We start from the raw sequence: 25,988 nt of genomic DNA, 5'->3' as shown, positions 1-25,988 counted from the left end.
CTTCATTCTTTATTGGTCTCTCAATAAGCTTCTTTTTATCGGGCAGCCTTGAACCTTGTTTGCAAAATAACATCCAAGGCGTCAAATGCCGCTTGCTTCTGGTGAAGACGTCTGGCTGTCTCTTTCATGTTTCCCAACAAAGCCGAGTTCGTTAATACGGCAGCAAGTTTTTCCGTTAAATCGTTATCATCGTCAGCCTGGATAGCTGCATGTGTCTGAAGAAGGAAACGGGCATTATCTTCTTCTTGCCCGGGAAGCGGTTTATAAAGCAGCATAGGCAGCTCCATGGCTATCGCTTCGGCGGTTGTAATCCCGCCAGGTTTTGTGATAATAATGTCGGCGATTGCCATCAGTTCTTCTACATAATCAATATACCCAGTTAAGTGGATTTGATGCTTGGAATCCTTTAACCCTGCGGCTAATTGCTGCTTTAATTTATTGTTTTCCCCGCAGACGATAATTAAATTCACTTTTTGGGGAAGATTGTTCAGCGCAAGCAAACTCTGCACCCCTCCACCGATAATACCACATCCGCCGCCCATAACAAGTACCGTTGAAAGGTTTGGAGCAACGCCGTGTTTAGCTTTCAAAGACTCTTTTGCAAATGTCTGGCAGAATTTCGGACGAATCGGGATTCCGGTTGCTGTTATTTTATATTCCGGTATACCGAGCTGTTTCAGCGATTCACCGACAAAGTCAGAACCGACAACATACTGGTTCGTGTGAGGATGAATCCAGTAACCGTGATCCGTCTGGTCTGTGATAACTGTTACGGTAGGAACATCGGTCAGACCATATGATTTTAGCATAGACATCGCTCCTGCGGCGATAGGAAACGTACTGACAACCACGGTTGGTTGAGTTCTTTGCAGCAGGTTTATAAGACGTCTGACTCCCAGTATATTAAAGGTCTTTTGTAGACGTGAAAAAGAGTTAATATACCTTGTTTTGTGATAGAGATAACCGTAGAGTGCCGGGAACCGTTTGACTCCCTGAATGAACAAATGCCGGCTTGCCCTATGCAAATAAGGATGAATTAACTCCATAAAATCTATCATAACAGTATCCACATTCGAAAAGCGCAACGGAACGGCTTCACATAGGGCTCTCGCCGCCTGTTTATGTCCGTTTCCATAGCTGCCGGAAAGAATAAGAATTTTTTCTTTCATGGGTTCCATCTTACCCCCCCTCGTCGTAGAAAAGACTTGGATATTATAAAGAATATGTAAAAAAGCTATTCTTCAAAACTGGAAAAATTAAGCGGACTCTATGGAAATTATACCATAGAAGCGTTATTCTTATTGAGTACACTATACAGCTAGTTTATAACTTTTCATTCGATATTTTCAAGTGAAGGATGGTTAAAGCAAAGACAGTAAGTGAAAGGAGAGAAGAAAAAATTGAGGTTTTCACGCATGTTTTACCCGCGAAAATTCAGCCTGATAAGCCTTTGTATGGCTGTGCTGGTTCTTGCCGGTTCTTCCATGGGGACGGTGCGCGCGCAGGAAGGGAAGCAGGCTGCTGATGCGGCATATAATGAATTGTATTGTATAGAAAATACGCCATTTTACCGCCAACCGAATGCGACAGCGGCTGGTTATGCCGGTATTATTCCTTCGGGGATCATCCCGTATCCTGTTGTTCAACGGCAGGATAATTGGATAAAAGTTCATTACAATAATCAAGATGTTTGGATAAAGGTTCCTTCTCCGACAGCATATGTAAAACCGATTGCCGCGAAATCGGGCGAAGATACCGTTCCTGAACAATCATATATGTACCTCCACTATCCGGCGGTCGTCTATCAGGAAGCAGACCCGACAGGAAAAAGACTGATGGACATCGATCCGCAACGAATACAGGTTCTGAAGCGAAACGGAGAATGGTATCAAATTCGAACTGATTATGGTCCGGGATGGATTTACGATGGCGTCGGCTACATAACTAATACATTGGGCGTCAGGAAAATTACGATTACGAAGTCTGTCCCTCTTTATCGGTATGCCACCACGCTTTGGCCGTCTGCCGGGAACGTGCTGAACGTACCTTATGAAACAACCGCTTATGAGAATTTTGGCAACTGGTATAAGGTGTATATAAACGGTGATTTTTATTGGTTTAACGCAGCCCCGGGAGAAGTGGAGACCGCGCCGGCTGTTTTTACGGGCAAAAGTACACAGGAGAATGGTTTTGTCGGAAATACGACGTTTATGACTGCCCCTAAGACAACCCGCCCCGGTGACCTTCTCCACCGAATGGTCATCAGTCGGGATGGTAAGCCGGAAGTACTGTTTCAAACGTTTATTGTCCGTCCGGCCGGCAGCGAAGAAAGGGGATTTTTGTTCGAATCGTTTCCGGCAAATACAATGGATGCGAATCAGGTGCTTAGCAAGTATGTGTCTGATTTATTTAGTGCCGGAGATCAAATGGATCAACTGGAAAGAGCCGCGCTTAAGGTACGTGCTCTGACAGGGAAAGATGATTACAGGACAAAAGTCATTATCGGCATGCCAAATCCTACTGGCATTGAACCCCTGCAGCGTGTTCAGCTTAATCTGGATTATATAAATGAAGTTATACAGAAGTGGAAAGAAGTAAACCCGCAGGCATTGGAACTGGTCGGATTCTACTGGACAAATGAGAGTGTACCCGAAGCGGACCGGGAAGTTGTGCAATCTATTGCCGATTTAATCCACAGCAAAGGCTACAAATTTTATTGGGCACCTTATTTTCAGGCGGCCAATGAGGTGCAATGGAAAACACTTGGTTTTGATTTTGCCTGGCTACAGCCGAATTATTATTTTAACCGGGATAAGCATCCGGGCGAGGATATGCTGGGTGAAACGTATAATTTATCACGGCAAACAGGTGCCGGCACCATGCTGGAATGGAACTGGGATTTTCTAACGAAGCCGGATGAGGCCTCAGCCTTGAACGCATACCTCGATCGTGGGCTGTTAATCGGCGCAAATCAGACAAGCGTGCTCGTATATGACGGGGAAGGTGCGGTAGATGCCTTTTTCAGCGACTATAATAAAGGGTTAGATCCGATTAGACAGAAACTTTTTGACTATTTACTGAAGCCAACTGATTCGGGTAAATAGAGTAGGAGATGCTTCGAATCCGTTTATTTTTGCTGAGTTTTCCCTTGCATGGGAGTTTAGACTGTCCGTGCTCCCCTTCCGTTTGGAGAAGGCAAAAATAAACCGATTTCGATGCATCTTCGAACGTTTCTGGTTCCATAACTCTTCTCAACGTAAACGGTAAGATGGTTGGTTTAATGGAATGGCCGTTTTCGTCGGCTTTACGTTCGGCTGTTATTCTTCTGTTTTCTCGATCAGGATGTTGTCCACATCTATTTCTTTTGCCGTGGTATCATAATAAACGCTTCCTACGATATGACTCCTCTGTTTAACAATCAATTCAAAATTCCACTTATTTGCCAGAGGGAATTCTATGTACCCCGGAGCTGCTTTTCCTTTTTCTTCGCCTTCATACCATTTATCTGTAATCACATGGTAAACAATCGATTGATTGTCCTGGACCTGCGGCAGGTAAATCCTTACCTTATCATTGAAGGCCCCGCTTTTTTTGGCTAAGGAATAGAGTTGATCCGCCCAGAAGTCCAGCGTTGACTGACTGATCCCATCTTCCGGTGAAGGGCTGTAGAACTGTTTGGCCTGTTCCATATTTTGCTGGATGCTTTCTATGCTGGTTGTTTTATATAGAGCAACATCCGGGTTTATTTCTTCGACCGATGGGCTGATTTCCATGTGAGCGTCGAGTCCCTTGTCGTGCATCACCTTAAGAAGCTGGATGCATTCTACGCGGGTGATAGAACCCTCACTGTCGTACCCATCAATGGTTTTCTTTGTTTTCCCCTTTGAAATTCCTTTATCATACAAATAAGCGATAGCGCCCTCGGTATTATAATTTTTACCGTTTGCTGCGGCAAGCAGGCGGGCTACCTCCCCGCGGGTAATTGCCTTTGACCGGAGATCGGCGGTTGCATCCCCGCTTACGGGCAGGTGGAATTGTTTTGCTGCCTGATATAATTCATCCGGCGTGGTGGCCGAATCGGCCGATGAACCGAGTTTGGCCAGAGCGTCATTCGCGTTTGGGAAAAAATGAAGGAGCATGGACAAAAACTCTTCTTCCGTCACGTTATTATTCGGTTTAAACGTACCGTCCGGATAACCCGAGATAATGTGATTCGATAAGGCCCACTGAATCGTATGATTTTTCCATGCCCAGTGGTCCTGCGGCACATCTGTAAACGATGTGACCGGTTCATTAGCCCATACATCCGGATTCCACGAACTGACTCCTGCCCCCAAAACAAGGGCAGTGCAGGCCGCCTTTAGTAAATTCTGCTTGATGTTCCACATAATATCTTCTCTCCCAACTCCATGATAATTCCTTTATTATATCATGGAATTTTCACGTTTATGGGCTTAAGTTGTATGATTTAATTTTACGGTAAAGTGTATTGCGTCCAATGTTTAATAGCTTGGCGGCTCGGGTAATATTCCATTTTGTTTTTTCCAACACTTCCCGGATCGCTTTTTGTTCGGTTTCGCGCAGACTTATCCTGTCCACCCGGGTGTTTTCCCATGGATTTTCCGGTTTATTTTCCTGTATAAAATGCAGAGTGGGACAGAGTGAATGAAGTAAGTTACTGCCAATCGAGTGGTTTACGGCGAGAAAGGCAGCCTGCTGCAGGACATTTTGTAATTGCCTGAAATTCCCCGGCCATTCATATTGCTCAATAAAAGATTGCGCTTCATCCGTCAGGTACGGCACTTCCTTAGCGAAGGAAATTGTCTGAAGTATATGTTCGGCCAGCGCAAGAATGTCGCTTCGCTCACGCAGCGCAGGCAATTTCAAGGTAAAACCGTTCAATCTGAAATACAGATCCGCCCGGAATCGGCCTGCCTCTATTTCTTTTACTAAATCTTTGTGAGTGGCGGCAATAATACGGACATCCACAGGACGGGCCAGTGTTCCGCCGACTCGGGTTACGCAGCGCTCCTGAAGAACGCGCAAGAGGGCGGCCTGTGCCTGCAGCGGCATGTCGCCGATTTCATCCAGAAAAAGTGTACCGCCATGAGCTGCCTCGAATTTCCCAAGTTGTCCGCCGCTTTTTGCCCCGGTAAAGGCCCCTTTCTCATAACCAAACAGTTCGCTCTCCAGCAAACTGTCCGGAATCGCGCTGCAGTTAATGGCGAGAAAAGGTTTATCTCTGCGAGGGCTTGCCTCGTGGATGGATTGGGCAAATAGCTCTTTTCCCGTGCCGCTTTCCCCCAGGATCAGCAAGCTAATGTCGAGCGCGGCGGCCCGCTTGGCCAGAGTAATCTTTTCCTTTACTGCCGGATCTTCCGCGATAATGTCGGCAAACGAATAATGCCCGGCTGCTCCGTTCGTCCCGGTTTTTCGTCGGTTACGATCTCGGGAACGATCGTCCCATTTCTCTTCAATAGAGGGTACGGGTCTTGTATAGATTTTGTTATCCGTGGCAGAGTTCTTTATTTTCCGACTGACAAGTCCAAGGAGCAGGGACTGTTCAATGCATTGTACTGTTCGTTGGACTAGCCCGAGAGAAAAGGGGTGGTAGTTTTGCCGATGGCTACTTATATTCAAAATGCCAAGAAGCTGGCCGTCCGCGTTAAAAATAGGCGCGGCCGCACACGTAAGGAAATGGTTATCCTCTAAAAAATGATGAGTGCCGTGAACGATGAGGGGTTTTTGCTCTACAATGGCGGTCCCGATGGCGTTGGTACCCTTCATTTCCTCCAGCCAATTCGCTCCTTGACTAAGGGCTACCTTGTCGGCTTGCCGGAGAAACGACGGTTCGCCTATCGCGTGCAGGATCGTTCCGTTAGGCGCCGCCAGCAGAAGAAGAGATTGTGTACCATGAATGGTATAATAGACATCATCCAGGATCGGAGACGAATAATAAAGCAGTTCAGCAAACTCATCATGCTGTTGAACCATTTCGTAATGGCTTAGCCTGTTATCCCTTTGGATATCGGTCGGCTGCAGGCCTTTTGATTGACAGCGCTTCCAGGAATCCTGAACATAAGGGGGAAGGCGCTCGGGCAACATTGTAGATGTCTGATATAAATGAGACATACGGCATGACACCCCTTTTCCACTATTCAACTTACACAATTCTGATTAATTAAATTATTCGATCTAAGTACTACTATAGCAAAAATTTAACCTGGAGTACATGTAGAAGTTATGCTGAAAATTTTATTTACATACCTGCATCAAAATCTCAGCGTTTGGGTATCCGAGTATAATAGGAGAATGGGTAGCAATAATAAATTGAGACTTTCTGAATTTCGACAAATCGTGAAGAAGACGCAAAAAAGAAAGTTGCCGTGATGGTGATAAGGCAGCTTACACATAAATCTGCAATAGCTTCTAAAACAGTAAATTTACCAGTACCATATGGTTTTTCACAAATCCCATTTTTTTCTTTATAAATGTTGAATGAGCACATCTGCAAAGTTACGTAAGAATTGTTCTTCCGCCTCCGTAAATCGATTCGTAATAGGGCTGTCAATGTCGAGTACGCCAATCAGCTCGTTATTTTTAACTAGAGGTACAACGATTTCGGATTGGGAAGCAGCGTCACAGGCGATATGACCGGCAAATTGATTCACGTCCTCCACCCGAACTGTTTTTTGCTCAACAGCTGCTGTTCCGCATACACCTTTACCGAAAGGAATCCGCACGCAGGCAGGCAAACCTTGAAAAGGCCCCAGAACGAGTTCCTCACCTTCGCATAAATAAAAACCAACCCAGTTAATGTTATCTAAAAATTGATTGAGTAGGGCAGAGGCATTTGATAAATTGGCCACACGGTTTGTCTTATCTTCTATCAAAGCCTTAAGCTGTTTTAGGACTAATTCATAGTTTTTTTCGCGCGCTCCATCATAGTTCTCTACCTTAAACATAATGCATTCCCTTCTTTATAACGAATTAAGTTTATTTACATTGTAATATAAGAGAAGTAGTTTAGAGAAGTAGTTCAGATTGTTTATCCCATTTTCCAAATGAACAACAGAGCGAGGAAATTGTGACAAGGGATCAAAAGTATGAAGTATGTCACACCTAAAAACAAAAAAATGATTTACACTGAACGTATGGAGAATCAATCTGAGGTGATGTAAAATGAAACCAATCATTCCCAAGCAGCACGGTGCTTGGGCTATGTTAACTGTGCCTTTTCTCGTCGGCATGGCAGCAGGCGGTGCCAAATGGATTCATATTCCGTTATTCCTTGGCTGTTTCTTTCTCTACCTGGCCTCTTATCCACTGCTGCTTGCCGTAAAAAACAGAAGGAGGGCTGCCGAATATATCAAATGGATATTCATTTACGGTATACTGGGTGCAGCATTTCTTATCCTTCCTGTTTATGACTCTCCGAATCTTATGTGGTTTGGAATTATCGTTCTACCGCTGTTTTTTGTGAATTTTTATTATGCTAAGCAAAAAAACGAACGGGCTTTTCTCAATGATTTTTGCGCGGTGGCCGAGCTGTCTTTAGGCGGCCCTGCAAGTTATTATGCGGCAACCGGCACGATAGATAAAACGGCGATCCTTGTGTGGATTCTCTGTGTATTGTTTTTTACAGGCAGCGTATTTTACGTGAAAACGCTACTCAGAGAGAAGAAAAACGCAACGTTCAAGTGGTTTTCCTGGGGATATCATCTGGGTGTGCCGTTTATCGTTGGCATTCTTGGCGCTACAATTATTGCGGTTGCGTTCATTCCCAGCCTGATTCGCGCGGTAATATGCTACGGAAAGCCGCTTACACCTAAAACAGTTGGCATCATTGAAATTGCCAACTCGATTTTCTTTGTGATTGTGCTCTTTATCGGAATGCATATCCGTATGATATTGTGAAAATTCCTTAATTCCCGCAATGTCATAAGGAAAAAAGAGACTAAAAAACCCACTCTGGTTATCGTTTCGATACCACAGTGGGTTTATGTTTTTATTATTACATCATTACGGTTGAGGGTTGCGCTCCACAGGCGAAATCGATGGAACGGACAGTTCGAGAGATTGATTGGAAGCAATTCTAGCTGCAACTTTAGCATAAAGTACATCGACAATTTTTACGGTAGAATAACCAAGAACCAATCCACCTAACACATCAATGACCCAGTGGATTTCAAGATAGAGCGTGGAGAAAATAACGAGCCCGCAATAAGTTGCCATTGTATATTTGAAGATCTTTCCTTTTTCCCGCAGTGATATCAGCAATATAGCAAATGATACAGACGTATGCATACTCGGGAAACAATTTTGCACCCAGAGTAGGGCCTGCTGGTGAGTAAAATGGCGGTTCATCCCATCCGGATCGCCAAGTACGAACCACACTTCCTGCAGCATAACTGTCGTGTAAAATGGGACAATAATCGGCAGTTGAAAAGCGTGAGCGGACAGTACATACCGCAGCATTTTCGGGCCGTCTTTGGCCATAAAACTCCGAATAACCGAAATCCAGAGTGCAAGCGAGAAGCCGTACCCGTAAACCCAGCGCAAAAATTGGGTAAACCATTCCGGGCGGTATATGCGGAAAATAGCCCCATCATTAAAGGGAATGCTTCTAAACAACTGGTTCCAGTTAAAGATATGTTTTACATTCTTCATTTCCCATCCAGCAAGTTTGTACCATATATAAGGTGCGTAATGGTAAAGAAAAAATAGCACACCAAGCAGTACGACGCCTCTGGGTAAGAAATAGGTCCAGGTATGGTTTTTCTGGTCCATCTTCACATCCAGGAGAAGGAATCCGAGAAATAACCAGTTGGCAATGACCCATCCTTCAACATGTGCTATATTCCAGACAAGAATTGCAGTGATGATCATTAATATGGCCAGCATTATGCGTCTGAACATCAGGACACCTCTTACTCATAAAATCAATTCAATTCATTTTAACAGAATCTTAACCTAAATAAAATATAACGAAAATAATTTTTAATGGTAGTTTATATGAGCGCTGATGTACCTATATCGTTGCATGTTTCCCCTTTTTTATGCATGGATTCGATACGTTTTTACGTTCAAGTTTTCATTATTGACACCACATTAAAATTGCGGTTTACTATAGATAAAAATCAATGCTATCCAGACACGTATACGCTGAATTTAGATAATTATCTAAATATCAAAATGAAAGGGGGAAGTAAACGTTATGAAGCTTAATCAAACATTTAAAGCTTTAGCCGACCCAACCAGGAGAAAAATACTTGATTTGCTTAAAGATAAAGATTTGACAGCCGGCGAAATTGCCGATCAGTTTCAGATGACCAAGCCGAGTATTTCTCATCACTTAAATCTTCTGAAGCAGGCTGAATTAGTTCGTGATGAGCGGGCTGGACAGCATATTTATTATTCTCTTAACACAACGGTTTTTCAGGATTTAATAAAATGGTCGTTACAATTTTATGAGGAAGAGGAGCGAAAAAAATGAAAAAGAATGCATTCCCTGTTTTAACAATAATCTTAGGACTTTTGATAAGTCTGGCAAGCTATCCGTACCTGCCTGAACGAATTGCCACCCACTGGGGGTGGACCGGAACCCCTGATTCCTATTCTTCGAAGCTATTTGGCATTCTGATTATCCCGGTACTTATGATTGCCCTCTATGCTGGTATGCGATACATGCCGAGGCTCGATCCGAACCGGGCAAACTATGAAAAATTCGGAAAAAGCTACGACCTTATTATAAATTTTATACTAACCTTTTTGTTGATTCTGCATGGAATCACGCTTGTAAATGGAATGGGGTTCAAGATAGATATTTCTTTTGCTGTACCCTTTATGGTGGGAATTCTGTTTATCGCGTTGGGGAATATGATGCCGCGCTTTAAACAAACGTACTTTGTGGGCATCCGCACTCCCTGGACGATATCCAGTGAACAGGTGTGGCGCAAAACGCACCGGTTGAGTGCCCGCGTTTTCTTTGCAGGAGGAGTTATCCTGGCAGCGAGCGCTTTTCTGCCGCTTTCGTATCGATTTCCGGTCTTTATTGCAGTGATTATTCTGATTGTTGCCGTACCGAATGTTCTTTCGTATTACTATTTTAAAAAGGAGACAGCCAATAAATAATGTGAACAAATCTGCTTGAAACGCGAACACATGTGCTATAATAAAGAAAAATAAACGGACCGGAAGCGGTTTGACATCATGTGTGGGAGTGGGTGCGTTGGCGGAAAGTAAAAGTATGTACCCGGCAAACGGTCGGGTGATTCTCCATATTGATATGAACGCCTTCTATTGTTCGGTGCACGCAGCCCATGAACCGGAAAAATACAGGGGTAAACCAATTGCCGTCGGGGGCCGTGAGCAGGAGAGGCGGGGCATTCTTGTCACAGCCAGTTATGAATGCCGGGCGAAAGGCGTTAAAACGGGAATGACCATCTGGCAGGCGCGCAGGCTGTGCCCGGAAATCATTATCATTCACCCTGATTTTGACTTGTACCGTGACTATTCCAGAAGGATGATTTCCATTTTACACGATGTTACGGACCGGGTGGAGCAGGCAAGCATCGATGAAGCGTACCTTGATATTACGGATTGTTATCAGCAGGGGACACCCGTAGAGATTGCCCTGGGCATTCAAAAAAGGATATACCGCGAACTTTCGCTGCCCAGTTCGGTTGGAATCGCACCGAATAAATGGCTGGCCAAAATGGCCTCGGATATGAAGAAGCCAAACGCTTACACCATTCTTAGAAAACGGGACTTGCCCGGGGTTCTGTGGCCGCTGCCGGTCGGGAAGGCATATGGAGTCGGTAAAAAAACAGAGGAACGGCTAAAAGAGTTAAACATTCATACGATTGGCGATCTGGCCCATGCGGAGATCGACTTTTTACGGATGAATTTTGGAGTCAAAGGCGAGCGGTTAAAGCGGCGGGTCAATGGAGAGGATGAGTCCCCCGTTAACCCGCATGCCCATGAACAGCGTAAATCCATCGGCCACTCAACTACCCTGTCGTATGATGTGGATGACGGAAAGGCGCTTCGCCATGTGCTGGGCCAGCTAGCCGGGTCTCTTTCTGAGCGTTTACGTAAAAGGCATGTCATGGCTTTAAACATACAGCTTACGATACGCTACGCGGATTGGCAGACGATTACCCGGTCAGCCATGACGGAAAAACCGGTACGGGCATCGGAAGACATTCTGTTATACGCGGACACGTTATTGGAGAAGAACTGGTCGGGGGCCCCCGTCCGCTTACTCGGGATTTCAGCTCAGAAATTACAGGATGATGAAGATGTTAAAATCCAGCTCGATTTATTCTCCTTTTTGAAGGAAGCGAAAAGTGAACTCGAAGGAAGAAAAATATAAAGAGGGTAGACAATGAAAGAGAATCGAATCGATTGGGACGAAACAAATCTGCAGATCTTATCTTCGATGTGCCGTAAATGCCCGGAACCGCATTTTCAGCCGCGGACGCCGGAGTTGCCGCAAATTGGGTGCTGTGCATATGAGCCGGTTTTTACGCTTTTTGAAATCTATAAAATGGTTTCATCAGGGGAAGAGGAGTTTTTTCTTCACAGCATTTATCCAAACCCTAAAAATACAGTGTACGATTACGAGATTATTGCAGGCGGGAACATTCACCCGCTGTTTTACAAGAAACAACCCGGCCAGACAGAAACGCCGTATGAGCGACATGAGTCCTTGAAAAAATCGGTCTCTACAGCCTATCTGGCGGTCGATGAACGGCTGGGCTATACGATGTGCCAGTTTTTTGAAGAGGAGAACGGATGCGGGCTGCCCCCTGCCTTCAAAACCAGCATCTGCCGTTCGTTTATGTGCTGCTCAATCGAGAAGGCGCTGACAGAAGAAGAGAGAGTGCTGCTGGACGACTGGCGGCGCCGCATAAGGGAGGAAGCGGAAACCTTTCACCGCAAGCATAAAGAAGTTTTACAGGGAAAGGGAATTTCTCTTGGCGGGAATGTGCTCGATATCATTGGCTATCTTAAGCAGGTGGATGGTTAATCGCAGCCTTCTTTCCCGCATGATGCTTTCGCTTTTCGCAGCGTATGAATCGCATACCTGACAGGGCAGGAAATTGACTCCCGATAGGTACGAATGTCACCGGCTACCCTGAAGAGTTCCCGGTTCGGCTTTGTGTTCACTTCGATTAGCCATGCGTTTCCTGCCGTATCAATCCCAAAGTCAAGGCCAAACTCGATAAATTGACCAAATCGCCTCTCAATAAAATTAGCAAGGATAAAGCTTACTCTTTTCATCTCTTTCATAAGTTTTTGCTGTTTTTCTGCAGAAAAGCGTGCGAGTAATTTTTTAAGTGAAACGGCTTTTCCGCCGCCGCTTAAGTTAGAGGTTACGCGCGAAAGGGGGGATTTCTTCCCGATCATTCCTGTGATTTGCCATTGTCCGTCTCCGTTCTTCTGGATGAGAACACGGGTATCGCAAATCATACCGGGCAATAACGTCAGAGTAAGGCCTTGCTGCAGAATATACCTTCCGTCACGACACCACTCCGCTGCTGCCTTTTCTGCCTGCTCTATACAATCATACGTCTGTCTTACCACGTTTCCCCGGGAATCTCTTCCCCTTAGACGGATCGTGTTATTTATGCGCTCCATCCGTAAAATTTTTTTTCCTCCTGAACCGTTTACCGGCTTCGCGTATACCGTTGTATATTTGTCAAGCATAGAGGCTAGTGCTCCCTGCTGCATAAGGGTGGTTTCAGGCAAATAGGGCTGCAGCGCGGGGCTCTGGCTTAGAATTTTATGAGCGTTCCATTTGTGGGCAAACCGATTGTTTAAATACCTCAGCCGGCTTTTTTTCCGGTAGGCGACATACCGGCGAAATGCTGCCCGTTCCATATAACTGAACCGATCATAGACAACATCAGGCAGATGTGTCGTCAACGGTTTCCATTCCATTGCAGCAGAATTATACATAAATCCGGATACAACCCCTTTTTTTTCGTCGATGTCAGGAGGGGAGTAGACAATAAGATGGCAGCCATGCTTTTTCGCTTCGACTGCCAGTGCGGACAGGTATTTTTTTCCTGCTATAAACCGGTTTCGGCGATGGGTTAATACTCCGATAATGGGCTGTTTACTGGACATCATCTGTCCTCCAATCGCCCGCTGCCAGCCATAACGTAGGTTTTCCTGTTGGGCCGTACGTACAGGAAAATCCAACCATGCCGCATGAAAAACACGTTTTGAGGCTGGGGATATTATCTGCTGCTACGCGTGCGTACAGCTTACCCAATTGATGAATGGCTTCCTGTACAAGAAGCTTTCCCACTCCTTTATGACGGGCGTTGTGTGCTACCGTAATAAAAGATTCACTTCTTCCATAGTTACCGACGGCAAGAAATCCTACCAGCTTCCCATCGTCGACCGCCCCAAGAATTACATTTCCGTTTTGTTTCAATTGCTCAATAGATAAGGCTTCAAGCCAGTGGAGTGCCCGCCGGGTAATTCGCTTATCGCCGTTTTCGGAAACGAAACGAACCAACCATTTCCGGACGCGGGGCAAGTCGGCTTGAATTCTATGAATTTCCATCACGGTTTCCTCCTGGTTTTCTCGTGAATTTTGCCTGATACTGGGCATATTGAATAGTTCGTTTCAGAGAAAGTCTCCGAATGTGAGGTTCGTCGAATTTACCCGGTTTCGCATTTGCTTCAATAAACCAGATTCGCTGAGATTTATCAACGCCGATATCCATCGATACTTCTCCGAGTGCGGGCCATTCTTTTTCGAGAACGTGCGCGATTTGCAGAGCTGCCTGCCGGATATTTTTTGTGATGTTATCGACGCACCCGTCCGGAAAAGCCAAAGGAAAGATATCATAGGGGGATTCCACAGAACCACCGCGCGGTACATGGGTTGTGATTTTTCCTTCGCCTGCCAGACGAATGCCCATGCCCGTAGTGCCCCATCTGCCCCACCCGTTTTTTTGCAGCAGCAGCCGGACATCAAACAGCTTACCGTCGTAGGTGGCAAGATTGATTCCCTGCTGGGCAAGATAGTCCGTACAGTTATTTTTTTGCAGGTAGTTCCATACTTCCTTACAGGAGTGAAACTCTTTTTTTATGGTCTGTTCTTTTTTTTGATATTGCAGCACCAATACTTCACCGGTTTTCTCGAGACGATAAATCCCTTTTCCCGCCATCCCGTTATAAGGTTTTAAATAAATAAAAGAGTGGCGACATAATAAGTTGGTGAGTACGTCTTCTGATTTTAACGGTATGGTTTCCGGGAGATATTGGGAGATTTCTTTTTTTGTTTGTAATATCGTAAAAAGCTCATGCTTATTAAAAAAATGCGGATTATAAAGCTTGAGTTGTTTCATATTCGAAAGTTTTTGCAGCGCTTTTGTTACGTGCGGCAGCTGCTCTAACACGCGGTTTGGAATACGGTTATAGATGACGTGGGGAAGAGGCAGCAGCTCTTTAATCCATCTCCCCCGGTGATGGTCGTATACGTAACCTTTTGCATTCAATGAGTCCCAGTCAATGTTTTCAACGGGGATCACAAACGTGAAAGCCCCTATCTTTTGCCCGGTTTCAATAATTTCTTTAAAATTGCTTTCAACACCGCGAAAACTTCCCCGCCCGGCTACCGTCAGAATTCCGAGAAAAGGACCCACATCAATACCTGTGTTTTTTTTGCGAATCCGGACTTTCGTAGTGATATACGTGGACGGTGGACGCTTTCGACGAATGAAGAGCGTTTTCTTCCACGAGTTCATTTGTATCGTGACACGCTGATCGGTGCAAAATGAAGCATCGGCCGACTTTGGAAGATAAAGATACCAGGTTCGGTTGAGTGGATGGATCGAAATCCACCCGTTTGTTATGCTCTGCGGCATCAATCTTCCCTGCCCGAATGCCGCTTTGTTAAATAGTAAGTATATTTTAAGGGATTTAACCTTGCATTTTTAAAATAGGTCCCGTTATCGATAAGGCGAAAGGACCTCCGCCCCGGCTTTGAGTTAATTTCGATCAACCATACCTGGCCATTTTTGTCGACGCCGATATCGATCCCGAGTTCAACCAGCCGGCCATGTTTGCTTTCGATAAAGGGAGGGATTTCGTTAACCAGCAAATCGATGTCCTCTTCAATGATTTCTAATTGTTCCTGCGTGAAATACTGCTCTAAAAATGGACGCGCGGAATAAGCTTTCCCTCCCCCGCATAAATTTGAAGTCAAACCGCCTGAAACGCCGGCCCGTACCGCGCGGGCTGTCTCTGTCCAGCGTCCGGATGCGTCTTTTTGTACGAGCACACGGATGTCAAACGGAATCCCTTCCGGGGTGGAAAGCTCCAAATAAGGTTGAATCAAAAATTTACCCTTTAATGTTTCACGAAGCCACCGCAAGAGAGCCCCCCGGCTGGGAAACGATCTGTGAAAAATCCTGTTTTTTAAATCTCTTCCTTCGGCGGAATGCGTTTCTCCGGATGATAATTTCATTACACCTATGCCCAAAGAATTTTGTACGGGCTTAATAATGACTGCTTCATATTCATCCAGCCATTTATTGACGACTCTCATGGACGTAATCAGCTCTGTATTTGGAATATAAGGAACGAGATCTTCATGCTGTATAATTTTTTGGTGGTTTTCCCATTTTCCCGGCAGCACGTGACCTAGAAAAGTAATGGAGGGAATGGTTTTAATCTTTTTAATGTATTTTCCATATACTTTTCTATTTGAGCAGCGGTCATACACGAAGTTGGGGAATGGAAATTTTCCTTTTTTCCATTGTTTATTGATATACTGGTAACCTGTGACTGTCTGCGTATCATAATCTACCTGATTGGGGAGAAAAACATACACGGAAATCCCTATTTTTTTTCCTGCTTGAGATAAGTAGGCGTAAAAGGGTTTTTCAGGAAATGGCGGGTTTGTTTTAAGCGGTGTTGCAAGAATGCCAAGGTATTCAACCGTTTTTTTCATCAACTTGACCTCCTTTTACTTGATCGCGAATTACTTGAGCGAGAACGCCTGATACCGCTGCGATATAATGAATAATCGACCAGACGAATAACAGAACGACGCGGTCCTGAATGAATGCTGGCCAGTGAGGTATCACCCTTGGAAGGTTTCGAATTGATTTCGATGAGCCATACTTTCCCATAACAGTCGATGCCGAGATCAATGCCCAGTTCAGCATAATGGCCCGGTGCAAACTGTTCAAATGTGCGGGCAACTTGTAAAGCGATTTGTCTGATATTTTCTTTAAGTGTTTCGCGTGGAACGTTGGTGGCGTCGCTGAGAGCGAGGCTCTCGGTGAGGCCCATGAGTCTTCCCCCGCGTGCCACGTTAGAGACGATGCTTTTCTGCGGACCGCTGCGTCCGACAATAGAAGTGATACTCCATACGCCGTTGTGATTTTTTTGTACAAGGGCCCGAAAATCTATCAATGCATCCTGATGTTTAATTAAATGAAGCCCTTGCTGCATAATATAAGAACGCATCCCAATTTTTTTCTGCAGCATCCGGGCCATTTTATCAAATGAACTATAGTGATACGTAATAGCTCCCTTGCCGGTTGTGTACTGGCATGTATAGGTTTGGCCGGTGCGAAGGAGCCTGATAATTCCTCTGCCCAGGCTTCCATGAATTGGTTTTAGGTAAATAAATAAGTGTTTTTCTAAAAATTGTTTTAAATAAGATGTTTCTTTATAAAGCTTGGTTTCAGGACACATGGAAGAAATCTCGGTGTATTGGAGAGTCCGATGGATTTGCCATTTATCTAAAAACTTCTCATTAAAAAAATAGATGCCCTTGTCTTTCAACCATTCAATTTTTTTGTGTGTGGATTTTTTCTGCTCTGTTTTTCGCGAACCGATTCGGTTATACACACATACAGGCAGAGCGTACGTATACGTCTTCCACTCGTCATTTTCATACGTCCATCCTGTGACCGTATCATCATCGGCAGGTATTTGGTCGAGTGTGAATATAAATGCCGTTCCCTCCCTTGCATTGGCCGCCTGCACTACTTCTCTGCAGAAAGAAGTAATGATGCCAAATGGCCCTTCGCCTTTCAGGGACAGCCCGGAGACAAGGACACCGAGGACCGGTCGCGCACTATCTGCCATTTCGGTTCCCCTTCCTGGAGGTTTTCATTACTTCATCGTATGAAGCTCGGGCTGGGTTGGTGAGTTGCAGGAGAATTGTTCATCACGCAAGGGATTGGTAAAATAGAAGTGAGTAAGCAAATGAACTGTTAACCAAAAGGAGGGTGTAAGAATGGAAATTTTATACCACGGTCATTCTTGTGTTCAGCTTTCGCACAAGGGGAAATCTATTATTATCGATCCGTTCTTTACAGGAAATTCACTTGCCACCGCTAAACCGGAAGAAATTGAAGCACAGTATGTTCTGTTAACACATGCCCATTCCGACCATATCGCAGATGCCGTAACCATTGCAAAGCGCAATAACGCTACCATAATTGCTATTCATGAACTGGCGACATACATGGCATGGCAAGGAATTGAGGCACACGGCATGAACCTGGGAGGAGCCTATGATTTTGACTTTGGCCGCGTGAAAATGACTCAGGCGTTCCATAGTTCAGGATTCGTGGATGAAGAAAAGAAAGAAATTATTTACATGGGGATGCCGGCCGGCTTTCTTGTTACGATGGGTGGCAAAACAGTTTATCATACCGGTGACACCGGTTTGTTCGGCGATTTAAAATTGATCGGGGACCGCCATAAAATTAATGTCGCATTCCTTCCTATTGGGGACAATTTTACAATGGGACCCGAGGATGCTCTTTTGGCGGCGGAGTGGATTAATGCAAGTGTGACCGTTCCTATTCACTATAATACATTCCAGCCCATTAAACAGGATGCCCACGCCTTTATTAAAAATTTGGAAGCCCAGCAGCTCCGGGGAAAAATAATGGAGCCAGGTGAAAAATTCCAAATATAATATATTTATAATAGTTTTGTAATGCACCTGTAACATAAAAGGGGTATCTTATAACTACGATGAAAAACCCCCTTTAAAATATATATCTTGGATGGAGCTGCCGGTGGCGGCTCTCTTTTTTTTGTTCCGGCCTCTTAGACTGTTAGGCTTTCCAGGTAGCTCAATGATGGAGACAATCGTGCAGAAAGACGTCTCCCTTTTTTTTAAAACACTAAGCAGCGGGAAAAAAGTAAAAATAAAAATCGGTCCATTTCCATTGCAACCGACTTAGTATTTACGTTCCGGTCAACCCAATAGATTCAGGAGAAGCTGAGTGAAGAGGGGGAACAAAAAATATCGGAAGGCCGGACTCATTATGATGGTGGCCCAGCAGTTTACAAGATCAAATGCTGAAGTTAAAAATGTAATTTCCAAGGGAAAACCTCGCAAAAATACAACGGATTCGATGCATCTCTCTCCGCCGTCAGTCTGGACATTCCCACGCCTACCACGTAAGATAGATAACAGTGTAAAAATTTTGTGCAGTAAGGAGATACAAAATCAATGCGTTTGCGAAAAAAACCAGGTGTCCGGGAAACGATGGCGGAGTTTCCTTCACTCGTTCCTTTAAACGGGGAAACGCATAAAGGAAAATGGTCCGCTTTTTTTGGTAATGATCACCCTCTTTATGTAGAATTGGGAACCGGGAAAGGGCGGTTTATTACTACCCTGGCAAAACAAAATCCGGATATTAATTACATAGGTGTTGAGCTTCGTGAGGAAGTGTTGATTTCAGCCGTGAAAAAAGCGAAGCAGCAAGGCCTTACAAATATGGCGTTCCTGTGGATTAATATTAATAACCTTGAAAATTTTTTTGATACGGGCGAAGTAGCGCGATTTTATTTGAATTTTAGCGACCCGTGGCCAAAAAAGAGGCATGCCAAAAGGCGGTTAACGGATAGTGGATTTCTCGTTAAATACGAGCAGATCCTCAACCCCGCAGGCGAGGTTCAGTTAAAAACAGATAATGAATCTCTGTTTGAATACAGTCTGAATCAGTTTGCGAAAGAACGCTTTTTGCTCGACCAGATTACGTTTAACCTGCATGAGAGCGAGTATGCGGAAGGGAATGTCATGACAGAATACGAAGCGAAATTCGTTGAGAAGGGAATGAAAATTTACCGCTGTGTAGCACGTCATCCCGCTCAGTGGGGCGAGGCTTTTAAAAAATAGTCGGTTTTGATACTTTCCTTGTCCACACCTGCATATACTGTGGATGAGGTGATGGAAATGAATACAACCTTCCGGTACAGCAGCTATTTAATCTTAACGCTTTTGCTAGTTCTTTACGGATTGCCGCGCTTGCCACTTCTTGCTCAAAATCCCCTCGCTATTGCTTTTAGCGCCGTCTGGCTGGGCTTTGCCCTGCTTGGGATCGCGGCCATTATTTATCAACTGCTTAACAAGGCCGGGACCGATACGATTATGCTCGGCAAATCGATGTCACAGGAAACACAAGAGAAGGCAACAGTTAAGGCGGTGCAGGGTTCGAGAACCCGCTTTTAAAGAAACTTGGCTGAATTTAGCCAAGTTTTTTATTTGCTTGTGTTATATGTATTAGTTATAATATACACTAATACAGAGTGATACAGTATAGGGAAAGTAAAAGGTGAGAAGATGGCAACTAAACATGAGCAAATTTTACGGCATATTGAGGAACTTGAAGTAGGAAGTAAAATTTCTGTCAGACAGATCGCAAAAGACCTGGAAGTAAGCGAAGGAACAGCTTACCGTGCCATTAAGGAAGCGGAAACCCAGGGAATGGTGTCTACCATTGAACGCGTTGGAACGGTTCGGATTGAAAAAAAGCAAAAACAAAACATCGAACGGCTTACGTTTGCAGAGGTTGTAAATATTGTAGATGGTCACGTGCTTGGCGGCAGGGAAGGTCTGCACAAGACATTAAATAAATTTGTAATCGGCGCAATGAAATTAGAAGCGATGATGCGGTATGTGGATGCGGGCAGTCTGCTTATAGTAGGGAACCGCTACCAGGCGCACAAGCTTTCTTTACAGCATGGTGCGGCTGTTCTTATAACCGGTGGATTCGATACAAGCGAAGAAATCAAAAAACTTGCCGATGAATTGCAGATGCCGATTATATCAAGCAGTTACGATACGTTCACGGTAGCAACTTTGATCAACCGTGCGATTTATGACCGCTTGATAAAAAAAGAGATTATGATGGTGGAAGATATTTTAATTCCAAGCGGCGAGTCTTTCTACTTAACGATTAATAATACGGTACGTGAATGGCATCAATTGACGGAATCAGTTGGACACAGCCGTTTTCCTGTCGTGGATGAAACGATGAAAGTGCTTGGCGTGGTGACGACAAAAGATGTCATGGGACACGATTATACGACCCCGATTGAAAAAATTATGACAAAAAATCCGATTACGGTTATGGCACGCGTGTCGGTGGCATCGGCTGCCCATATGATGGTCTGGGAAGGCATTGAGCTGCTGCCTGTAGTCGACAACCACCGGAGAATGCTCGGTATCATTACGAGACAGGACGTACTTAAAGCGCTTCAGTATGTGCAGAAGCAGCCGCAGATGGGTGAAACGTTTGCGAATTTGATTATGAACCGATTCCAGGAAGAAAAAGGTGAGAACGGTATTTATTTCAGGGGTGAAGTTACACCTCAGATGACAAATCACCTCGGGAACATCTCATCCGGGGTGCTCACTACGCTTGTGTCAGAATCCGGAAGCCGGGCGCTCCGGCAGCACAAGAAAGGAGATATGGTTCCGGAAAACATTACCGTATACTTTTTAAAGCCCGTGCAGATTGAAAGTGTCATTGAAATCCGGCCAAAGGTAATGGAAGTTAGCCGTAAATTCGGAAAGGTTGAGGTCGAAGTGTATCACCAGGGGAATCTAGTAGGCAAAGCCATGATGACTGCTCAAATCATTGAAAGATAATCATACGTAAAACCTAAGTGTTGGTGGGGCAATGGAATGAACCGTTCTTATTTTTTGCAAAGGTCTTCCCTTGCATGGAAGCGAAGACTGTCCGTGTGTTGAAAAAAAGGGGGACCTGCCCGGCCGCAATTGTTAACGTTGACAGTAAATAAGTCACCGTATGACCCCTTCCTTCCTATTCATTCGTTAAAGAAAAAAAAAAGACACCTTTCGAGGTGCCTTTTACATTAGTTGCGTTCTTGTTTTTCCGGGATAAACCAGGAACCGAGGGGCGTCTCGTCCACATAAACGTGCAAGTTTTGCTCTTTTATATACTTTTTCATAAGGTCGGTAACTTCCAGGGACTCAGAAAAGGCGGAAAAACCTGTTTTCAATTTTTCAACTTTGTTGCGGGCAATTTCTCTTCTGTTAATAATCATGTAAAATCGCCTCCTTGCATTATCGGTATACATATAGTTTACACAATTTTAATAAATCTGGCGAGTGTATGCATGTCGATTATGTTACGTTTATTGACACGTTTTATATTTTATCCGGTTTGACAGTAATATACACCTGAAGGGTAGGGGAGATAATAAGCGTTTTCAGAGATGCCGTATACACAACTTGTTCGGCGTGATATTTACGCTCTGCTAACATAAGAGACAGGGCTTCGTGAAATCCTTCCACATACTCAAGCGGTTTCCCTTTTAAAAAAACAAGATCCCGTGAAATTTGTTTTTCCAATTCCGCAGCCACGAAGCGGTTCGAAGTGGTGATATGGACTTTGATTTCCTTTACCATCCTTTTTTGTTTTAGAATCATATTTTTTTCGTTCTTTTTCAGGGTGGCGATTTGTTCAACATACAAGACATTGTGTTTTTCCAATTCCCTTATTTTTAAATGCAAAGCGTCCAATTGTCCCCCCAACAGCAGGAGAAATACAGACATTCCGGTAATCATCCCAAAAATAAAAACCATTAAAAAACGCATATACCGGCGGAGATAACGGCCGGATGGAACACGCATTTACGTTTCCCCCTGCACGAACCATTTAATCAGCAATGTACTCGTATGAGCCCCGACAAACGCGCTGATAATCCATATAATTTGCTTAATAATAGGGGAGATATTCCCTTCTTCAAAAACGCGTTCAATCTGCATAAAGGAATCAAACGTTCCTCCAAGCGCCCCCACAAGCCCCCATATTTTTAAATGAGTCGATAAATTTAACATCGTATTAAGCGGCGGTTTATGGATGAGAAACGCCGCAAACCCGCCGAGCACCGACCCGCCAAGGACAATGCCAAATGCAACGAAAAAGTTGGTTGTAACATCGCTAATTAGCTTTATAATTGCTAGATAACCCATAAATTCCCTCTTTTCTATACGGTTCATATGCTTCATATGTATGGAACAGGCTGGGGAAATATGAAACGCAAACATATGTTTCTATATTGATTTATATCGTATAATATAAAGAAGGATAATGAAGAAAGCGAGGAGGGCGGAGGATGGCTACGTTTGCTCATCTTCGTGTACATAGTGAATACAGCCTGCTTGACAGCGCAGTTCGCATCGAACTGCTCATAAAAAAGGCCAAGGAACTCGGGATGACCGCGCTGGCCCTGACGGATCGGGCGGTGATGTACGGGGCGATCCCTTTTTACAAAGCATGTTTGGACGAAGGAATTCGGCCGATTCTGGGCATGGAAGTATATGTAACGAACGTTTCTCTCAGCGACCGTCTGCCGGCTCATGAAGAGCCGGTCTACCAGCTTGTTTTGCTGGCGGAAAATTTGGAGGGGTACCGAAACCTCCTGCGGCTCACTTCTATTGCTCATCTGGAAGGCCTGCATTATAAGCCGCGTGTTACGAAGGAAATTTTACGGAGGTATTCGGACGGACTCATCGCGCTCAGCGGGGCCGGCGATGGCGAAATCGGCTATTTGCTGCTTCACGATAGGATAGAAGAAGCGAAGCAAGCTGCTCGGTTTTACCAGGAAGTATACGGAAAGGATTGCTTTTTTCTGGAGCTTCAGGAGCATAACTTGGCAGAACAGAAGCAGTTAAATACGCGCACCGTTGCCCTCGGGAGAGAGATGGATCTTCCTCTGGTGGCGACAAACAGTGTCCGTTACATCGACAGAGAAGACTATACTATATATCAGGTACTTCAGTGCATCGGGCAGGGAAAAACGCTGGATGAAGCCAGAACCCTGAAAATTGAAACAGATGAATACTACCTGAAGTCTGCGGCTGAAATGAGCGACCGGTTTGTGTTTCTTCCGGAAGCAATCGAAAACACGGAACGTATTGGTAACCGATGCGATGTACAAATCCCCCTTGGAAGGCATATTCTGCCGCAGTTCCCGATTCATGAGGGGACGACAGCCGATGCGTATTTAAAGAAGCTGTGTTATGAAGGACTGCTGGAACGTTATGGAGGGGATGTGCCGGAAAGTACCCGGGAAAGGCTGGATTATGAGCTCAGCGTTATTAAGCAAATGGGATTTTCCGATTATTTTCTAATTGTATGGGATTTTATTCGTTATGCCCGGGAGAACGGGATCGCGGTAGGGCCCGGGCGGGGTTCGGCAGCAGGCAGCCTTGTGGCGTATACATTGCGAATTACAAATATTGATCCGGTAAAATACAAGCTGCTGTTCGAGCGGTTTCTTAATCCGGAGCGGGTCAGCATGCCTGATATTGATGTAGACTTCAGCTATGACAGGCGGGACGAGGTTATCCGGTATGTAGTGGAGAAGTACGGTCCGGATCGGGTGGCCCAGATTATTACGTTCGGAACGATGGCGGCGCGTGCGGCGATTCGCGATGTGGGCCGTGTACTCAATATGGCACCGGGTACAGTAGACCGGATTGCCAAACTGATTCCGGCTGAACCTGGCATGACGCTTGACAAGGCGCTGCAGAGAAATGCACAGCTCAAGCAGGCGATGGAAGAGAACTCTCAGACCCATAGGTTGTTTATGCTGGCTCAGGCGGTAGAAGGAATGCCCCGCCACGCGTCGACGCATGCCGCGGGTGTGGTGATATCCCGGGAGCCTCTTACAGAGTATGTGCCGCTTCAGGAAGGGCATGAAGGCCATGCGCTTACCCAATACGCGATGGAGCAGTTAGAAGAAATCGGCCTGTTAAAAATGGATTTTCTCGGTCTGCGGAATTTAACACTTTTGGAAAATGCGGTTTCCTTTATCCGGGAACATGAGGGACAGGCTCCGGACTTGGCTCGGATTCCGCTTGATGACGAAGCGTCCTACCGGTTGCTTGCCGAAGCGGATACAGCTGGAGTATTCCAGTTGGAGTCCGGGGGGATGCGGCGGGTGCTGCGCGAAGTCAGGCCCTCTGTTTTTGAAGACATTGTCGCCGTACTTGCGCTTTTCCGTCCGGGTCCGATGGAATTTATCCCTGATTTCGCGGCAGCCAAGCACGGGAAGCATGAAGTAACCTATTTGCATCCGGCGTTGAAGCCTATCCTTCAGGATACGTACGGTTTTATTCTTTATCAGGAACAAATTATGCAAATCGCGTCAAGCGTTGCCGGTTTTACCCTTGGGGAGGCGGATATTCTGCGGCGGGCCGTTTCGAAGAAGAAAAAAGAATTACTGCAGGAGCAAAGGGAACGATTTGTTGCTGGCTGTCTCGCACAGGGACATGATAGCGGCCTGGCCAATCAACTGTATGATTGGATCGTGCGTTTCGCCGATTATGGATTTAACCGCAGCCATAGTGCCGCCTATGCGCTTATCGCGTATCAGACGGCGTATTTAAAAGCAAATTACCCGCTTCCTTTTATGGCTGCCCTTTTAACAATGGTCATGGGAAACACCGCGAAGGTGGCGGAATATATTGAGGAATGCAAGCGCAAATCCATTCTGGTACTCCCACCGGATATCAATCACAGCGACATGGTGTTTACGATTGACAACGGTGCGCTGCGCGTTGGGCTGGCGGCGGTTAAAAACGTTGGTGTTCAGGCGATAAGGCATCTTATCGATGAGCGAAAACAGGGAGCGTTTGTCGACCTGCACGATGTTTGCCTTCGCACAGATCCCCGCATATGCAACAGGAGGGTGTTGGAAGCTCTCATTTTGTGCGGTGCGATGGATTCGCTGCCTGGACATCGGGCTGCTCTTCTGGAGGCACTGGAAGAGGTGATTGAATGGAGCAGCCGCCTGCGTAAGGAGAGAGAAGCGAGCCAAATGGTTCTCTTCCGTGCTGACGCAAATAAAATCGAGCGTCCTGAACTGCCGCTTGCAACCAAAGCATTTTCGCCAAAGGAAATGCTCGAACAGGAAAAGGAATTTCTCGGGTTATACCTATCAGGACATCCTCTGGAAGAGTTTGATAAGCTTTTCGATCATCCGTCGTTGACTCCCGTTCACCGTCTGGGCGAAAAAGAAAACGAAAGCGTGTCGATTGCCGGGATGGTCGTGCAGTGTAAACGAATTACAACAAAAAAGGGCGATTCCATGGCTTTTTTAACGTTAGAAGATAAGCATGCCCAGGTTGAAGTAGTCATTTTTCCGCGGGTGTATGAAAAATACGCCCATCTCCTGAAAAAAGACCGCGTACTCGTAATGGAAGGAAAGATTGACAAACAGGGGCACACGGAAGGAGGAATCAAATTTATCGCCAATCATATAACAGATGCCAAAGAAAGCGAGTGCGCTCGTCCACCCGCAGCCGCTTTATCCCAGGTGGTGTACATTAAAGTAGAAAAAAATGTGGAGGAGGATACGGACCGGTTGACGCGCCTGAAAAATGTCCTTGTAAAAAACAAGGGAACAAGTCCCGTTGTGCTCTATTATGCCGCTAAAAAGCAGCCGGTACAGCTATCGAAAGAGTATGCGATTCACCCAACAGAGGAATTAATAAAAAATATTGAGAAAATTGTAGGTGCGGGCCGGATAATTGTTAAAAACAAGGTAGAAAAGTTGCTGTAAGGCGCTTTTTCTACCTTGTCTCCGTTTACAGAATAAGAGAATTTGGTATAATGGAACAATAAATAAGTGGTCAGACCACTGAAGAAGTTACTTAATGGGACATAGAA

The 25,988-nt window shown here is 45.2% G+C and carries 24 protein-coding genes and 1 pseudogene; 11 read left to right on the top strand and 14 right to left on the bottom strand.

Annotated elements, in window-relative coordinates; all coding sequences use genetic code 11:
- Positions 1-35 precede the first annotated feature (35 nt).
- Complete coding sequence (locus H525_RS0101970) at positions 36-1,178, bottom strand: MGDG synthase family glycosyltransferase (protein ID WP_027414810.1); 1,143 nt, start codon at positions 1,176-1,178, stop codon at positions 36-38.
- 276 nt (positions 1,179-1,454) lie between these two features.
- Between H525_RS0101970 and H525_RS0101965 the strand changes: the two genes are divergently transcribed.
- Positions 1,455-3,104 (top strand): DUF4855 domain-containing protein, encoded by a 1,650-nt coding sequence (locus H525_RS0101965; RefSeq protein WP_211236954.1) that lies wholly within the window; start codon positions 1,455-1,457, stop codon positions 3,102-3,104.
- Between the two features lie 213 nt (positions 3,105-3,317).
- Here H525_RS0101965 and H525_RS0101960 read toward each other — a convergent pair whose 3' ends face one another.
- The 4 genes and pseudogenes from H525_RS0101960 to H525_RS0101950 form a co-directional block, all read right to left on the bottom strand.
- Complete coding sequence (locus H525_RS0101960; RefSeq protein ID WP_027414808.1) at positions 3,318-4,388, bottom strand: S-layer homology domain-containing protein; 1,071 nt, start codon at positions 4,386-4,388, stop codon at positions 3,318-3,320.
- Between the two features lie 58 nt (positions 4,389-4,446).
- The gene (locus tag H525_RS0101955; protein WP_051330728.1) at positions 4,447-6,132 is read right to left on the bottom strand and encodes a sigma-54-dependent Fis family transcriptional regulator; all 1,686 of its coding nucleotides are present in this window, start codon (positions 6,130-6,132) and stop codon (positions 4,447-4,449) included.
- A 141-nt stretch (positions 6,133-6,273) separates the two neighbouring features.
- Positions 6,274-6,405: pseudogene (locus tag H525_RS28375) on the bottom strand (AAA family ATPase); the annotation flags it as partial.
- 80 nt (positions 6,406-6,485) lie between these two features.
- Positions 6,486-6,965 (bottom strand): GAF domain-containing protein, encoded by a 480-nt coding sequence (locus tag H525_RS0101950; protein WP_027414806.1) that lies wholly within the window; start codon positions 6,963-6,965, stop codon positions 6,486-6,488.
- Between the two features lie 217 nt (positions 6,966-7,182).
- On the opposite strand from H525_RS0101950, the gene H525_RS0101945 reads away from it, so the two are divergent.
- Positions 7,183-7,917: a YwiC-like family protein gene (locus tag H525_RS0101945; protein WP_027414805.1), complete on the top strand. Its 735-nt coding sequence runs from the start codon at positions 7,183-7,185 to the stop codon at positions 7,915-7,917.
- Positions 7,918-8,022: 105 nt separating this feature from the next.
- Here the strand turns inward: H525_RS0101945 and H525_RS22465 are convergent, their stop codons facing one another.
- Positions 8,023-8,919: a phosphatase PAP2 family protein gene (locus H525_RS22465; protein WP_051330727.1), complete on the bottom strand. Its 897-nt coding sequence runs from the start codon at positions 8,917-8,919 to the stop codon at positions 8,023-8,025.
- Positions 8,920-9,217: 298 nt separating this feature from the next.
- On the opposite strand from H525_RS22465, the gene H525_RS0101935 reads away from it, so the two are divergent.
- The 4 genes from H525_RS0101935 to H525_RS0101920 all read left to right on the top strand — a co-directional run bounded on the left by H525_RS0101935 (position 9,218) and on the right by H525_RS0101920 (position 12,034).
- Positions 9,218-9,496 (top strand): autorepressor SdpR family transcription factor, encoded by a 279-nt coding sequence (locus H525_RS0101935; RefSeq protein ID WP_027414804.1) that lies wholly within the window; start codon positions 9,218-9,220, stop codon positions 9,494-9,496.
- On the top strand, positions 9,493-10,134 hold the full coding sequence (locus H525_RS0101930; protein ID WP_027414803.1) for an SdpI family protein: 642 nt from the start codon (positions 9,493-9,495) through the stop codon (positions 10,132-10,134). Before H525_RS0101935 ends, H525_RS0101930 begins: the two co-directional genes overlap by 4 nt.
- A 97-nt stretch (positions 10,135-10,231) precedes the next feature.
- Positions 10,232-11,377 (top strand): DNA polymerase IV, encoded by a 1,146-nt coding sequence (locus tag H525_RS22460; RefSeq protein WP_051330726.1) that lies wholly within the window; start codon positions 10,232-10,234, stop codon positions 11,375-11,377.
- Between the two features lie 12 nt (positions 11,378-11,389).
- Complete coding sequence (locus tag H525_RS0101920; RefSeq protein WP_027414802.1) at positions 11,390-12,034, top strand: hypothetical protein; 645 nt, start codon at positions 11,390-11,392, stop codon at positions 12,032-12,034.
- On the opposite strand, the gene H525_RS22455 is transcribed toward H525_RS0101920, so the two are convergent.
- From H525_RS22455 to H525_RS0101895, 5 genes are read right to left on the bottom strand one after another with little or no spacing between them, the layout of a single operon-like run.
- Positions 12,031-13,140: a YheC/YheD family endospore coat-associated protein gene (locus tag H525_RS22455; protein ID WP_081413179.1), complete on the bottom strand. Its 1,110-nt coding sequence runs from the start codon at positions 13,138-13,140 to the stop codon at positions 12,031-12,033. The two genes, H525_RS0101920 and H525_RS22455, sit on opposite strands and share 4 nt — an antisense overlap.
- Positions 13,127-13,582 (bottom strand): GNAT family N-acetyltransferase, encoded by a 456-nt coding sequence (locus H525_RS0101910; RefSeq protein ID WP_027414836.1) that lies wholly within the window; start codon positions 13,580-13,582, stop codon positions 13,127-13,129. Before H525_RS0101910 ends, H525_RS22455 begins: the two co-directional genes overlap by 14 nt.
- Positions 13,569-14,891 carry a YheC/YheD family endospore coat-associated protein gene (locus tag H525_RS0101905; protein ID WP_035099617.1) on the bottom strand — a complete coding sequence of 441 codons (1,323 nt, stop codon included), beginning with the start codon at positions 14,889-14,891 and terminating at the stop codon, positions 13,569-13,571. The genes H525_RS0101910 and H525_RS0101905 overlap by 14 nt, the downstream gene beginning before the upstream one ends.
- Entirely contained in the window at positions 14,891-15,979 is a 1,089-nt protein-coding gene (locus H525_RS0101900; protein WP_027414800.1) for a YheC/YheD family endospore coat-associated protein, read from the bottom strand. The genes H525_RS0101905 and H525_RS0101900 overlap by 1 nt, the downstream gene beginning before the upstream one ends.
- Positions 15,979-17,127 (bottom strand): YheC/YheD family endospore coat-associated protein, encoded by a 1,149-nt coding sequence (locus tag H525_RS0101895; protein ID WP_027414799.1) that lies wholly within the window; start codon positions 17,125-17,127, stop codon positions 15,979-15,981. The genes H525_RS0101900 and H525_RS0101895 overlap by 1 nt, the downstream gene beginning before the upstream one ends.
- Before the next feature lie 151 nt (positions 17,128-17,278).
- Here H525_RS0101895 and H525_RS0101890 point away from each other — a divergent pair, with 151 nt between their 5' ends.
- From H525_RS0101890 to H525_RS0101870, 4 genes are all read left to right on the top strand, one after another.
- Positions 17,279-17,968, top strand: a complete 690-nt coding sequence (locus tag H525_RS0101890; RefSeq protein ID WP_027414798.1) for a metal-dependent hydrolase — start codon at positions 17,279-17,281, stop codon at positions 17,966-17,968.
- Positions 17,969-18,511: 543 nt separating this feature from the next.
- On the top strand, positions 18,512-19,180 hold the full coding sequence (trmB, locus tag H525_RS0101880) for a tRNA (guanosine(46)-N7)-methyltransferase TrmB (RefSeq protein ID WP_027414797.1): 669 nt from the start codon (positions 18,512-18,514) through the stop codon (positions 19,178-19,180).
- 57 nt (positions 19,181-19,237) lie between these two features.
- Positions 19,238-19,513, top strand: a complete 276-nt coding sequence (locus H525_RS22450) for a hypothetical protein (protein ID WP_035099615.1) — start codon at positions 19,238-19,240, stop codon at positions 19,511-19,513.
- A 111-nt stretch (positions 19,514-19,624) separates the two neighbouring features.
- Positions 19,625-20,935, top strand: coding sequence for a DRTGG domain-containing protein (locus tag H525_RS0101870; protein WP_027414796.1), 1,311 nt, complete (start codon positions 19,625-19,627; stop codon positions 20,933-20,935).
- A 227-nt stretch (positions 20,936-21,162) separates the two neighbouring features.
- Here H525_RS0101870 and H525_RS0101865 read toward each other — a convergent pair whose 3' ends face one another.
- From H525_RS0101865 to H525_RS0101855, 3 genes are all read right to left on the bottom strand, one after another.
- Positions 21,163-21,354: a YtzJ family protein gene (locus H525_RS0101865; RefSeq protein WP_027414795.1), complete on the bottom strand. Its 192-nt coding sequence runs from the start codon at positions 21,352-21,354 to the stop codon at positions 21,163-21,165.
- Between the two features lie 103 nt (positions 21,355-21,457).
- Positions 21,458-21,943: a sporulation membrane protein YtrI gene (locus tag H525_RS0101860; protein WP_027414794.1), complete on the bottom strand. Its 486-nt coding sequence runs from the start codon at positions 21,941-21,943 to the stop codon at positions 21,458-21,460.
- Positions 21,944-22,285 (bottom strand): YtrH family sporulation protein, encoded by a 342-nt coding sequence (locus tag H525_RS0101855; protein ID WP_155837066.1) that lies wholly within the window; start codon positions 22,283-22,285, stop codon positions 21,944-21,946.
- A 143-nt stretch (positions 22,286-22,428) separates the two neighbouring features.
- Between H525_RS0101855 and H525_RS0101850 the strand changes: the two genes are divergently transcribed.
- Positions 22,429-25,881: a DNA polymerase III subunit alpha gene (locus H525_RS0101850; protein ID WP_027414792.1), complete on the top strand. Its 3,453-nt coding sequence runs from the start codon at positions 22,429-22,431 to the stop codon at positions 25,879-25,881.
- Positions 25,882-25,988 lie beyond the last annotated feature (107 nt).

Source organism: Aneurinibacillus terranovensis DSM 18919 (assembly GCF_000430625.1).
In the GTDB taxonomy this organism is placed as follows: Bacteria; Bacillota; Bacilli; order Aneurinibacillales; family Aneurinibacillaceae; genus Aneurinibacillus_B; species Aneurinibacillus_B terranovensis.
Note: the sequence above shows the minus strand (reverse complement) of the source record. Positions and strands in the feature narration are given on the sequence as shown.